The sequence below is a fragment of the Exiguobacterium sp. B2(2022) genome (assembly GCF_028823655.1).
Taxonomy (GTDB): Bacteria; Bacillota; Bacilli; order Exiguobacteriales; family Exiguobacteriaceae; genus Exiguobacterium; species Exiguobacterium aestuarii_A.
The window spans coordinates 1-12,460 of the sequence record NZ_JAPEHX010000075.1; the positions used below are offsets into that span (position 1 = coordinate 1).

13 protein-coding genes are annotated in these 12,460 nt (G+C 49.4%); 2 read left to right on the forward strand and 11 right to left on the reverse strand.

Annotated elements, in window-relative coordinates:
• Positions 1-617 precede the first annotated feature (617 nt).
• From radC to ON063_RS13140, 11 genes are all read right to left on the reverse strand, one after another.
• Positions 618-1,247, reverse strand: coding sequence for a RadC family protein (radC, locus tag ON063_RS13090; RefSeq protein ID WP_274665424.1), 630 nt, complete (start codon positions 1,245-1,247; stop codon positions 618-620).
• Between the two features lie 23 nt (positions 1,248-1,270).
• On the reverse strand, positions 1,271-1,855 hold the full coding sequence (locus tag ON063_RS13095; protein WP_214695320.1) for a Maf family protein: 585 nt from the start codon (positions 1,853-1,855) through the stop codon (positions 1,271-1,273).
• A 141-nt stretch (positions 1,856-1,996) separates the two neighbouring features.
• Complete coding sequence (locus tag ON063_RS13100; RefSeq protein ID WP_274665425.1) at positions 1,997-2,704, reverse strand: hypothetical protein; 708 nt, start codon at positions 2,702-2,704, stop codon at positions 1,997-1,999.
• Complete coding sequence (gene pilM / locus ON063_RS13105) at positions 2,701-4,266, reverse strand: pilus assembly protein PilM (RefSeq protein ID WP_274665426.1); 1,566 nt, start codon at positions 4,264-4,266, stop codon at positions 2,701-2,703. The genes ON063_RS13100 and pilM overlap by 4 nt, the downstream gene beginning before the upstream one ends.
• A gap of 13 nt (positions 4,267-4,279) precedes the next feature.
• Positions 4,280-5,032: a prepilin peptidase gene (locus tag ON063_RS13110; protein ID WP_274665427.1), complete on the reverse strand. Its 753-nt coding sequence runs from the start codon at positions 5,030-5,032 to the stop codon at positions 4,280-4,282.
• A gap of 92 nt (positions 5,033-5,124) precedes the next feature.
• Positions 5,125-5,613, reverse strand: a complete 489-nt coding sequence (locus tag ON063_RS13115) for a prepilin-type N-terminal cleavage/methylation domain-containing protein (protein WP_274665428.1) — start codon at positions 5,611-5,613, stop codon at positions 5,125-5,127.
• A 142-nt stretch (positions 5,614-5,755) separates the two neighbouring features.
• Positions 5,756-6,973, reverse strand: coding sequence for a type II secretion system F family protein (locus ON063_RS13120; RefSeq protein WP_274665429.1), 1,218 nt, complete (start codon positions 6,971-6,973; stop codon positions 5,756-5,758).
• A 6-nt stretch (positions 6,974-6,979) separates the two neighbouring features.
• Positions 6,980-8,017 carry a type IV pilus twitching motility protein PilT gene (locus ON063_RS13125; protein WP_214749689.1) on the reverse strand — a complete coding sequence of 346 codons (1,038 nt, stop codon included), beginning with the start codon at positions 8,015-8,017 and terminating at the stop codon, positions 6,980-6,982.
• Positions 8,010-9,680, reverse strand: coding sequence for a GspE/PulE family protein (locus ON063_RS13130; RefSeq protein WP_274665430.1), 1,671 nt, complete (start codon positions 9,678-9,680; stop codon positions 8,010-8,012). Before ON063_RS13130 ends, ON063_RS13125 begins: the two co-directional genes overlap by 8 nt.
• Position 9,681: 1 nt before the next feature.
• The gene (locus ON063_RS13135; protein ID WP_214760538.1) at positions 9,682-9,966 is read right to left on the reverse strand and encodes a hypothetical protein; all 285 of its coding nucleotides are present in this window, start codon (positions 9,964-9,966) and stop codon (positions 9,682-9,684) included.
• A complete protein-coding gene (locus ON063_RS13140) occupies positions 9,963-11,174 on the reverse strand; it encodes a G5 domain-containing protein (RefSeq protein ID WP_274665431.1) in 1,212 nt (403 codons plus the stop codon). The genes ON063_RS13135 and ON063_RS13140 overlap by 4 nt, the downstream gene beginning before the upstream one ends.
• A gap of 158 nt (positions 11,175-11,332) precedes the next feature.
• On the opposite strand from ON063_RS13140, the gene ON063_RS13145 reads away from it, so the two are divergent.
• Both ON063_RS13145 and ON063_RS13150 read left to right on the forward strand, forming a co-directional pair.
• Entirely contained in the window at positions 11,333-11,779 is a 447-nt protein-coding gene (locus ON063_RS13145; RefSeq protein ID WP_274665432.1) for a type IV pilus modification PilV family protein, read from the forward strand.
• Positions 11,727-12,290, forward strand: a complete 564-nt coding sequence (locus ON063_RS13150; protein WP_274665433.1) for a prepilin-type N-terminal cleavage/methylation domain-containing protein — start codon at positions 11,727-11,729, stop codon at positions 12,288-12,290. Before ON063_RS13145 ends, ON063_RS13150 begins: the two co-directional genes overlap by 53 nt.
• The last annotated feature ends 170 nt before the right edge of the window (positions 12,291-12,460 follow it).

A 12,460-nucleotide genomic window follows, 5' to 3' on the forward strand; every position in this document is an offset into this window, starting at 1 on the left:
GCTAGAGAAAAAATCGAACTGTATTTGTTGTTTCAAATTTACTTTAGAGTATAATCAGTTCGTGCTCTGCATAAACTATAAATTGATCAAATTGCTATTGCTCTATTAGACGATGGAGATGATTTAATGATTTAATGACTTCCTGAAATCATAATTACAGATATCATTTCTCTATTAAATTTCTTATGAGAATCATGGAAGATTGAAAAGGATTTATTGCTTTATTCTATTGTAAATTCTCATAGACTATAGAAGATCAGAAGGGTAAATCAAAAAATTTACATTTTTTAAACTGAATAAAAATATTTAGACAATATACGATTTTTCGCAGAATCTCAAGCACCTGTATCCGGTATTCTAATAGACTCCGGTTTCTAGTCGTTTCTCGGTGCGACGATGTTTATAGTAATCGATGTAGCGCTCGAGTTCCTAAGTGAAATAAACCATTTTTTCGATTTTTTCGAGATGAAATCTGATATTATTCTCATCTCTCTAAATAGAGCTACGAAAGCCTCACCTTCAATGTCTTTAATATTTGTCTTAAAAAAAATCCGTAAAAGTTGAAATCCATGTCCAACTTTTACGGGATAGTTCATCCTATATCTGCTCTCTAATTCTCACCCATTCATATATCCCCGCTGCTTCATGCTGACGTAATGATCTTCCCCAATGATGACGTGATCGAGACAGGCGATGCCGACGATGTTCCCTGCTTCGACCAACCGCTCGGACACCTCGATGTCTTCCCGACTCGGGGTCGCGTCCCCACTCGGATGATTGTGCACGGCAATAAAGCACGCCGCCGACAACTTGAGCGCTTCGCGAAACACGTCGCGCGGATGCACAATCGACGAATTGAGTCCACCGACAAAGAGCGTCCTCCGGGCGATGAGTTGATTCTTCGTATTCAAATACAGACAAACGAAATGCTCCTGATTCAAAAGCCGCAATTCATCCCGCAACAACTCATACGCATCTTGGGGCGATCGAATCGTCGGCATACTCGCTTTCGGCTCTTCGACGTATCGAATCCCAATCGTGAATGCGGCCAGGAGTTGCTCGGCTTTCTTCTTCGTCATCCCTTCGATTTTGCACAAGTCATTAACGGACGCCTGTGACAGCGCCCGTAACGTCGGATACACATCCGAGATACGGCGCGCCGTCTCCATCGGGTCCGGTCCCCGTCCTCCGATTTGAAGCAATCTCGCGATGGCGGTCTCTACACTACGGTCAATCACCATGGTCATTCCTTCACCTACTTTCAAGGCATTCACAGGAAGCGAGGCGTCACCCCATGCCGGTCGAGCGTCTTGACAAGCGGATGGATTGGTAAGCCGACGACGTTATAAAAATCACCTTCGATTTTTTCGACGAAAAGCCCACCCGACCCTTGGATGCCATATGCTCCCGCCTTGTCGTATGGTTCTGAGGAATCAAGGTAATCTTCCATCCAACTTTCCGGAATCACATCGAACGTCACATGCGTCGTCGTGACGAACAAGTCCTGCGTCGCACCGATGATGCTCACGCCCGTCAGCACTTCATGGGTCGAGCCGGACAAGCGTTCGAGCATGCGTTTCGCATCCTCTCGGTCCGCTGGCTTCTCCAAGATGACGCCGTCTAAGACGACGACCGTATCCGCACCGATCACGATAGCATCTCGATGATCCCGTGCGACATCCATCGCTTTCTCACGGGCGAGACGGGCGACATAATCGCTCGGGGACTCCTTGCCGTCCGTTCCTTCCATCACGTTCGATGGGATGACCTCATGCTCGATTCCCGCTTTACGCAGTAGCTCGGTACGTCGTGGTGACATCGAGGCGAGAATGACACGCTTCTGTGTTGAATTCATTGTATCGACTCCTTCTCTTCTTCTAAAACGGGCTTCCTTGCCGTTTCACACTTCTCTGTTGATTGTAGGCAACGCGCGTCGTAAACACAATCACTCGGGTCGAAAAAAACGCCCCTTCAATTTCTGAAGGGACGTGTCAATTCATGGTGTGGTATAGTCGTATACCGGGATATCCTTCTGTTCGAAAGCTGGTTCCGGGATGTAACGATCTGGAACGAGCTGATCGAGGTCAGGGCGATAGAAGGCATCTAGCTCGACCGTAAAATCAAGCGCCTGTACTTCTTCGACCGTGTTCGGTCCCGTCTCGGCTGGTCCCGTGAATTGAATCGTCCGCAACACATGGATGCGGTTCATCGACTCGATGGATTCAAGGAACGAGACGAGGGCATTATACGTTTCGGCCTGAAGGGTCACGGTCGAACGAATTGTCGAGGCGTTGACCGGTGCGACGTCCGTCGGTTCAGCCGGTTCGTTCGTCTCACTGACGTCGGCCGGATTGAACGGCTCGACTGTCTCAGGTACTTCCGACTCAGCTACTAGCCCATCGGCGAACGCGATACTCGTGACATTGACGCCAGCTAATAAACTTGCCTGTGACAACGCCTCGACAACCGTATCGAGTGCAGGTGCCGTCGGAACGCGTGTCTGAAGCGTTTGTGAGTCTGCCACGTCAACGGCTTTCCCTTCTTGACGCAACAGTTCAAGCTTCGTCCGTTCGAGCGAGAGGTCTCGCTCGAGCGCTTCGACTTCTCCTTGTTTGATGAAGTACGTATAGCCGAAGTAAGCCGGTGTTAGGATGGCTGCGAGGAGGCAAATCGCAAATAGCGCATAAATTGTCGAACGTTTCATTGACTCACCACCTCCGCATCTGCTTCCTCTTCTTCAGTCAATTCTTCCTCCACGTCTTGGAACATGAACGTGAACTCTCCGATGTAGCGTGGAAGCGGGTCTTCTTCGAATGAATTTTCCTCTTCCTCTTCTGCCGCCTTCAATTCGGTCGTCACACCTAGAAGTTTCACGTCAAGGAAGCGCTCATCGGTCATGAGCGAACGTTGGAAGGCATTCAAATCCTCGAGCGTCTCAAATTGTGTCCGTACGCTCATAATCGAGCCGTCCGCGTAGTTATACGTCAACACGTAACCCGTCGGAGGCAATTGTTCGGTCAGCGCCCGAAGTGCCGGCACCGCATCTTTTTCCATGTCCGACAACGCCGTCACGGTCTGGTCAAGCGAGAGTACTTGTTGTGCTTTCGAGTTCACCTGTTCGGTTTGATAAATCTCGACTAGTTGGAGTTCCTCTTCAATACGTGCTTGTTCTGCTTCCAATTGCCCCACCTCGTAATACAGGTAACCGGCCGCGCCTCCTCCGAGGAGAAGTGCGACAAGTCCCGTCACGATTGGCCAACGGAGTGTCACATCGGTCGAGTTGATAAAGTTCGTATCCTGGTCACGTTGAAGGGTCGCCATCCCGAGTAAAGGAAGCATCTGATGCGATAACGGTGTCCCATGGGCGATCGCGAGCGGTTGTTCGACCCGTGTGACGGAGACGAGGGACTCGGATTGAATCATGTGAACAAGATCGTCTACTTCAGGTACTGTTCCCGAGACGTATAAGTGGTCGATGGCGCGACCATCCGTCCGTATCGAGTAACGATAGAAATCAAGGAAACGGGCGAGTTCGTTCAACCAGTCATCCATCTGGTTCGCTTTCATCTCATCCGTTCCGTTGTATGTATACGTCACGACACCGTCTTTCGTCCCGACTTGGTAAGGAAGGTCTGACTCGATGGAACGAATGAAGCGAATCTGTCCTTCTTCTAACACCAACAATTGATGCGAGAATGGTGTGACATGCCAGATGAGCGTCGACTGGAGCGAATCGATGTCTGATAAACGCATGACGCCGTTTGCGACTGCGACCGAGCGTGGCGTGATTTTCTTCAACGCGAGACCACGTTTTTTCATGTACGAGCGGAGCGACTTCGTCAGTTCAATCGATACGGCGTGAAGCATGACGTCCGTCTTGACCCCATCTTCGCCTAACACTTCATAATCGAACGACACATCGTCGAACGGTAAGATGATAGAATTGCCGATTTCCATGAACAAGTAGCCACGGATCTCATCCTTTGGAATCGTAGAAGGAATCTCTACTTTCCGTGACAACACTTCTGTCTCATCCAATGCGACCGCACACGTCATACCGCGACGGACTTTTAACTTGCGACAGAGTTCGTCGAAGGCGAGACTGAACGCGGTCTCGTCTAAGATTTTCCCTTCTCCGTACGCGTCTTTCGCCAACTGAACCGAGGCGCTTCGCTTGAACACACCTTGTTTGATGACGGCACCGTGGATGCTGAGAGCATCAAACGAAAAATAGGTGACCGTCCCTTTCTCTATCCCACGACTCATGATCGTTTTCCCCCTACATCAACTCAAAATACCAATCAAAAAAGCTTTCACTAAACCAAAACGTCAACATCGTCCCGAGTGCGATCGATGGCACGAACGGAATCGGTTGTTTTCGTCCAATTTTTTTTGAAGCGATCAAGCCCACTCCGACAACCGCTCCGATCAAGCTCGACAAGAACAACGCGACGAGTACATCACGAGGGCCGAGCACGAGACCGATCATAGTAAACAATTTGACGTCCCCTGCCCCAAGTCCCCCTTTTGAGACGAAAAAGACAGTCGCTAAAAGAGAAAATCCGAGGAGCGCCCCAGCAAGCGGTGACCACCACGTGGCCCCTGCCACATAGGTAAGGACGAGTAGTATCGGTGCCGTGATACGCAAGATGACGTTCGGTACGAACATCGTCGATAAATCAGATACGGCGAGCGCCAACAACGTCGATAAGAAAGCGAACGCGAGAAGCGTCGTCACACTAAATCCGTAAAGTGTATAGCTATAGCCATATCCGATGGCTCCGAGCAATTCAAAGATCGGATACGTCGGCGCGATCCGCTCGCCACACCCACGGCATCTCCCACGAAGGGCGAGATAGCCGAATATCGGGATGAGTTCCCACGGTGACAATTCGTGACCGCAAGACGGACAATGTGAGCGCGGTGTCACGATGGATTGTTGACGTGGCACGCGGAGCCCGACGACGTTGGTGAACGATGTGATGACCGCCCCGAGGACGATGCTATATAAGAATCCAATCAATTCAATCAAGGGAGGATCCTCCTTTTGTCAGTATATGCCAAAAACAGAAAAACGGCTAGGCTGAGCGAGTGCCCAGCGCCAGCCGGAGGATAATACTTTTTTTATTTTTTCTTAGTAGCTTCAAGTGTTGATTTAGTTACCATCTTCTCGGGAGTATTTTCAAAGTAAAATTTCTTACTTGTCGCTACAGCACCTTTCAACGTGACTTCGTATGAAAACTTCCCTGCAGTTTCAATTATTTTCACTTTAGCATCCGTGTATTGATTATCTCCAAATGGATCTTTGAGACTTGAAATATAATCAAACCCAGGTCCTTCTACAGTATTATTTCCAGATGTAGATAGGAAAACTAAGTCTCCAGCTTTAGGTTCACTTGCCGTATGCAACTTCGCCGCACTGACCATCTGTTTCGCATCAGCAACCATTGCATCCTTCTTCGAGTTCTCAATAATCCCACCAATCGCAACGACCGCGATGGCTGCGATAATTCCTAAAATAACAACGACGACGAGTAACTCGACGAGTGTGAGTCCACGCTCATCTTTTAATTGTTTGGCATCTTGCCAAATCATTTTCAACTTCTCTACCATGATTCATTCTCCCCTTTTGTGTGTTGTGCTGCATGTAAGCTAGATGTATTACAAAATACCTAAACTAGAAGTAGAACAATTTTACTATACCTTCTAAATAAAGTATTGAAAAGGTATATTTTCAAAACTCTGCATATTCCGATTATTGATTTTGAATATCGCCATAGATTTGGAACATCGGAACGACGATCGAGATGACGATCACCCCAACGACACTCGCTAGGACAACGATGAGAAGTGGCTCGATAATCGACTTGAGTCGGTCCGTCGTCGTCTCGACCTCTGTCTCATAAAACTCGGCGACTTCTTTTAACATCGAGTCCAAATCTCCACTCTCTTCTCCGACCGCAATCATTTGTGTCATGAGCGGCGGGAAGTTCGAGTTGCGCATGAGCGGTTCGTGGAGCGGGATCCCTTGTGCCATCATTTCCCGTGCTTCCGTCAATCCTTTTCGGATGACGCGGTTCGACACGATACGTTCCGTGATCTCGATGGCTGTTAAAATCGGTACTGCTGCTTGTAACAGGACGGCTAAACTTCGAGTCAGTAGCGCGATTTGCGACTTCGTCACGATTGGTCCGAAAATCGGCATCTTCAGCAGCAACCGGTCGATGACAAATCGTTCCCGGTCTCGCTTCAGCATCCACGTGAACACAAGCACCCCGAGAATGGCGATGGCGAGTAAGAGCCACCAGAACGCCGCGATAAAGTCTGAAACGGCGACGACGATTCTCGTGATGAGCGGAAGCTCACCGCCGAGTTGACCGAATATGCTCGCGAACGTCGGAACGACGTTCACCATCAAGAAGGCGACAACGCCGATGGCGACAATCGAAACGACCAACGGATACGTAAGGGCAGAGATGACTTTCCGCTTCACGTCATATTGTTTTTGGAGTTGGAGCCCGATCTGGTCGAGCGCCTCCTCCAAGTTCCCGCTCGTCTCCCCGGCAAGTGCCATCGAACTGAAGAAGTTCGAAAAGACGCGTGGATGCTTTTTGATCGCCTCGGAATAGGCAATCCCTTCTTTCAAGTCGTCCTCGACTTGACTGAGCGTCTTCTTCAAGACTTTCGATTCGGTCTGTACCCGCAAGATTGACGTTGCGCGGACGATTGGCACCCCCGCCCGGATGAGCGTCGCGAACTGCCTGACATACATGATCAGATGTTCAATTTTGACGCGTTCCGGTAGGATATTGACCTCTTTGTTTAGTCCGGTCGACTCGAGTTCGGACAAATCTGTCACGAGAATCGATTCTTGGCGTAACTTATCTTTTGCCTCCCGAAGCGAGACGGCCGTGATGCGACCTTTCTTGCGCTTCCCGTTCAGGAGCTTTCCTTCATACTGAAATATCGCCATCACTCATCACCTCATCTCTTCTGTCGGGACGGCGTTCGGATTGATGATTCCTTGCCGTACGAGCTGTTCAATCGCGGCATCCATCGACTGCATGCCATGCTGGCGACTCGTCTGAATGACGGTCGGAAGCTGGAACTCTTTTTCGTTTCGAATCAAGTTGGCGACAGCCGGGTTCCCTAACATGATCTCCATGGCGGCGACACGGCCTTTCGGCACGTCAATCCGCGGGAACAATCGTTGACTGACGACGCCGAGCAAAACGTTCGCGAGCTGCGTCCGGATTTGGTCTTGTTGCTCCGCCGGAAACGCATCGATGATTCGGCTCACGGTCGACATCGCACTCGACGTGTGGAGTGTCGCCATGACAAGGTGCCCCGTCTCGGCAGCTGTCATCGCCGTCGAAATCGTTTCTAAGTCACGCATCTCCCCGAGCAAAATGACGTCCGGGTCTTGTCGTAAAGCGGCTCGTAGACCGCTCACGAACTTCATGACGTCCGAGCCGATTTCGCGTTGGTCGACGATGCTTTGATCGTGTGAATGCAAATACTCGATCGGATCTTCTAACGTGATGATTCGCTTCCGTTGCGTCCGGTTGATCTCGTGGATCATCGCCGCAAGTGTCGTCGATTTCCCCGATCCTGTCGGCCCCGTCACGAGGATGAGACCATGCGGCTTCTCAATCAATCGCTTCAACACCGTCGGCAAGTTGAGTTCATTTAATGTCGGAATTTCCCCGGAAATGGAACGGAATGCGATCGCAATCGTTCCCCGTTGATAGTAGGCATTGACACGGAAGCGTGAGACACGCGGCACCCCGAACGAGAAGTCGAGATCACGCTCATGTTCAAGGCGTTCACGCATGTCTTCCGTCATAATTTCTTTTAAGTATCCTTCAAGATGTTGAGGCAACACTTTCTCCTCGCCCATCGTGATCAGACTCCCATCCACCCGGATGATCGGTGGAGAACCCGCCGTCAAATGAATGTCTGATGCGCGTCGCTCGACCGCATTTGTCAAGATGACTTCAATCGATTGATTAATCATAAGCACTCTCCGTAATGACCGTTCGTAATATTTCTTCCGTCGTCGTCAACCCGGCTGCGACTTTTTCTAGCCCGTCAGCCAATAAGAACGTCGCCCCTTGTGACTTCGCATATTCCACCATCTCAGACTCGGTCGCCTGGTTCATGATCATCCGTCGTAATCCTTCGTTGATCGGAATTACTTCATGGATGGCGAGACGCCCTCGGTATCCTGTCGAGTTGCACGAAGAACATCCTTTTCCACGAACAATTCGGTCGATGTGAATGCCTTCTGCTTCGAAGAGACGTTGTTCACTTTTCGAGACCGGTTCTGCCTGACCACAGTCACGACAGACGCGTCGTACGAGACGTTGCGCGACGAGCCCGGTCGTCGAAGCGGCGACGAGGAACGGTTCGACCCCCATATCGACGAGACGGGTGATGGAACTGATGGCCGAGTTTGTATGTAGTGTCGACAGAACGAGATGCCCCGTAAGTGAGGCCCGAATGGCAATCTCGGCTGTTTCCGTGTCTCGAATCTCCCCGACCATGACGATGTTCGGGTCTTGTCGTAGAATCGAACGTAGACCGGAAGCGAACGTCAAACCGACTTTCGAGTTGACCTGAACTTGGTTGATGCCATCGAGCTGATACTCGACCGGGTCTTCTACCGTAATGATGTTTTTCGTCTCGTCATTCAACTCTACTAGTGAGGCATAGAGAGTCGATGACTTCCCTGAACCGGTCGGACCGGTGATGAGAATAATGCCGTTCGGACGTTTGAGCATTTCGCGATACGCTTGCTCGTTTCGTTCCCCGAATCCTAGTTTCGTCAAATCTGTCAGCCCTTGCGACGAGTCAAGAACTCGAATAACAATCTTCTCCCCGTACATCGTTGGGAGTGTCGACACACGGAAGTCATAGGCGCGATTGCGTAACGTATACTTGATCCGTCCGTCTTGCGGAAGACGACTTTCCGTGATGTCGAGGTTACTCATGACTTTAAGGCGCGTCAGCATGACACTTTGAATTTTCTTCGGATAAATCGTTTCCGTACGCAAATCTCCATCAATCCGAAACCGGACATGAAGTTGTTTTTCATGTGGGTCGAAATGGATATCCGAAGCTCGTTGATCGATTGCGCTTAAAAAGATTTGGTTCACGAGGCGAATAATTGGTGCATCGTCCCGATTCATCGTTTCTTGTTGATCCATCTCCGGTGCATCTTCTTTTAAAATCTCGACGAGCGAATGATCCATCTCATAATAACGACTGATCGTCTTCCGAATCTGTTCACGTGTCGAAATACCAATCTCGATATTCATCCCAGTCTGCAGACGGACATCATCGATCGCAATCAAATCGAGCGGATCGGCCGTCGCAATATGAAGCGTGTTTCCAATCAATTGATATGGCATGACGTCATGTTTTTGCGCCAATGCTTTCGGCACGAGCTTCGTGACCGTCACGTTGATATCCTGAGCATACAGCTCGATAATCGGCACATGCAGTTGTTCATGAATCATTTGAATCAATTGCGTTTCGGTAATGTGGTTCAACCGAATGAGTGTATCCCCCAGTTTTTCACCGGGGCGTTTTTGTTCGAGTGCTTCATCGAGTTGGATTTCCGTAATCAGCTTTGCCTCGATGAGCATCTCGCCGAGTCTTCGTTTCGTTCGTCTCACGTTACTTCACCATCCTTTGAGGAGCCTCCTCTTGCTCGACTTCCCTCTCTTCGACGAAAGTACTAGCCGTCACTCCACCAATCAATATGACAACGAGTAGGAACCACGCCCACCATGCTTGCGTCAACGACTCCGTCACCATGTAGTAAATTCCTACTGAAAGAAGTGCTGTCCAAACACTGATGAGTAATTTCGTTTCACGCTTCTTCATCGATGGGACAGACAAGGCGAATAACGTCAATGTGGCCAATACCCAAAAACCAAGTAAAATCATATAACCAATCATCCGACTGCCTCCTGATCTGCAGGGTCTTCTTCAAATACGGGCGGTTCTTCAAAGTCGTCATTTAGTTCATCGTCAAAAGTCGGGTCTTCTTCCACCTCTTCATCTGGGAATGTTGGAATGACCGGTTCGACCGGTTCAGGTGGCGGAAGTGGGACCGAGCTCTTCGTCACGATTTCCGGTGTCGGGGCATAAAAATCAAATCCGAGCAATTCCATCGTTTCTCCTTCTTCCGTCACTTTGACACGGTACAACTTACCTGACTGGCCAGATTGTCCAGATTGTGTGACCGATGAACTGCCTGACGGAAGTGACGAAGAGAAACGGACGACTTTTTGATAAGACACCGACGTCACTTCTTCCACTCGCGCCTCGTAAGCCGATTCGAACGGTTGCCCGAGTAATTGGACTGTCACCGCATTCCCTTCATTCAAAACGAGAATGGCGTATGATGACTTCTCACGGTTTTGCACCGCAAAATTCGAGCGGGCGTCCACTTTCGTGTCATATCCGAGTTCGACACCAGACGGAAGCGTCTCATGCGGCACACGTTCAAGAATGGCGAACGGTGTGGCAGCAAACATGCGATAGAACGAAGAGCCGAGCGTCGTGAGCGCCTCAAAGTCTTCCCCGAACGATTTGAGACTAAAGATATCACCTGCTGCCATCTCGAATCCGTTCATTCGGTCGAGCGTGGACTGCATCGCCGGAGTCGGGCTAACGGTAAATGAAGCAACGACTTCACTCTCTGCCGCGACTTGTTCCAATGCGACCGTTGACTCAAGCATCGATGCCGCTTCCATCAATGCCGGGGCAATCATCGTCATCGTCACAGGTTGACCTTCGAGATACGGTTCAACTTTAGATTCATCGATTGCGGTCAACAGTGGGTATTCACCCTCATCTGTGATGGCATCTAGCGTGTTCGGTACATCGAACGTCACGACTTCTTTTCCGATTTCAATGACGGTCCCGTCCATCAGATTGACCGAAAACGGCATCGTGTTGAAATCTTTGATGGCGTTATCGAGACGAACGTCAGCCTCTTCCTTCGTCATCCCGGAAACATCGACGCCTGCGACTGTTGTTTCTGTATATGTAGTACTTGACTCGGCGGACGCATCTAAGTAATTGACGAGTCCGATAGTCGGTAGCGTCACGAGCATGACGAGTCCGATCAGAATGAAAAGATGCATCCCATACCGCTTCATGTAAAAATCCCCCTATGTTTCATATGTCTTCTATTCTATGTATCCGTTCAGTGTGTAACTTTAGTATAATATGTATTGTACAAAAAATAACATTTTATTCAGTATTTCATACGTTATTTTCCGAAAGTTTTACTTTTTTTGAATAGGAGGTCAATGTTTTGTCAGATTCCGAAAAAGGGTTCACGCTCATCGAAGTACTCGTCTCCATCGTCGTCCTCTCGATTGTCTCATTTTCGTTACTTACCATTTTTACTCAAAGTCTGAAGACGACCCACGACAGTCTCAATCAGACAATCGCCAACCAAGTGGCACAAAATACGTTACATACATTGAACCGCCGGGCGGCAACAATCAAGGAACCGCTCAAATTGAGTCAATTTATAAATCAGGACGGAACGTGCGATTTTTGTGAAGACACACGAATCCATGGTGATAAGTATGTCGCGACGATTGAATCCCTATCTTCAGGACCAGGACACACCATCGAGGTCAAAATTTCGGTTACAACGAGTCGGTTACAAACGCCCGTGACCTTGAAAGGAGTCATATCGAATGCGACATTACGCGAACCGTTTCCTGAAACGGCTGTACCGACAACTAACTGATCAAACAAAGCGTGAAGACGGCTTCACGCTCGTCGAGTTGCTCGTCACGGTCGTCGTGGCCTCGATTTTAAGCGGGGTGATCATCACAGCCTTCATCACGGGAACGCTCGGTTTTCAGATGACGAATGAAACGAGTGAACTTCGAAGTGAGGCGGACTATTTGATTGCGTCCGTTCTCTCTGACGTAAACCGAACTGAATTTGACGCGGTGACGGAAATCGACGGAACATTCCAATTTTATCGGTTGTCCACACCTGGTATCTCGGATGCTGGAATGATTTATCGGGAGGCGGGGTACGTTCCGACAGAGTTGGTCCTGTCGCCCGATTCGTTCACTCCATCTAATCCGCAGATTATTGTGGAACGGATGACCATTAAATTAGAGGAACCTGTCTTTGATTCGCGACGCCCGACCTATATGACGGGGGGGCTAATTGAAATCGAAATGGACTTAAGTCAGGCGAATGACCCAGATTCAGTGACCACGTTCAAAAGTTCAATCCCATTTTAAGGAAAGGAGGTATGTTGATGCGAAAACGTGAAGACGGTTACGTCCTTGTGCTCGTGCTCGTAACGATGGCAGCTCTTGCCGTTCTGTCGCTTGCTGCCATGCAAGTGAACTTGGCGACAAATAAACTGACAGTCATCCGGACGGAAGACACACAATTGAATGAAGACGCG

Excerpts from the sequence above, each read along its gene's own strand:
- radC (WP_274665424.1), bottom strand. The coding sequence starts at position 1,247 with ATGACCATGGTGATTGACCGTAGTGTAGAGACCGCCATCGCGAGATTG.
- ON063_RS13095 (WP_214695320.1), bottom strand. The coding sequence starts at position 1,855 with ATGAATTCAACACAGAAGCGTGTCATTCTCGCCTCGATGTCACCACGA.
- ON063_RS13100 (WP_274665425.1), bottom strand. The coding sequence starts at position 2,704 with ATGAAACGTTCGACAATTTATGCGCTATTTGCGATTTGCCTCCTCGCA.
- pilM (WP_274665426.1), bottom strand. The coding sequence starts at position 4,266 with ATGAGTCGTGGGATAGAGAAAGGGACGGTCACCTATTTTTCGTTTGAT.
- ON063_RS13115 (WP_274665428.1), bottom strand. The coding sequence starts at position 5,613 with ATGGTAGAGAAGTTGAAAATGATTTGGCAAGATGCCAAACAATTAAAA.
- ON063_RS13120 (WP_274665429.1), bottom strand. The coding sequence starts at position 6,973 with ATGGCGATATTTCAGTATGAAGGAAAGCTCCTGAACGGGAAGCGCAAG.
- ON063_RS13125 (WP_214749689.1), bottom strand. The coding sequence starts at position 8,017 with ATGATTAATCAATCGATTGAAGTCATCTTGACAAATGCGGTCGAGCGA.
- ON063_RS13135 (WP_214760538.1), bottom strand. The coding sequence starts at position 9,966 with ATGATTGGTTATATGATTTTACTTGGTTTTTGGGTATTGGCCACATTG.
- ON063_RS13140 (WP_274665431.1), bottom strand. The coding sequence starts at position 11,174 with ATGAAGCGGTATGGGATGCATCTTTTCATTCTGATCGGACTCGTCATG.
- ON063_RS13150 (WP_274665433.1), top strand. The coding sequence starts at position 11,727 with ATGCGACATTACGCGAACCGTTTCCTGAAACGGCTGTACCGACAACTA.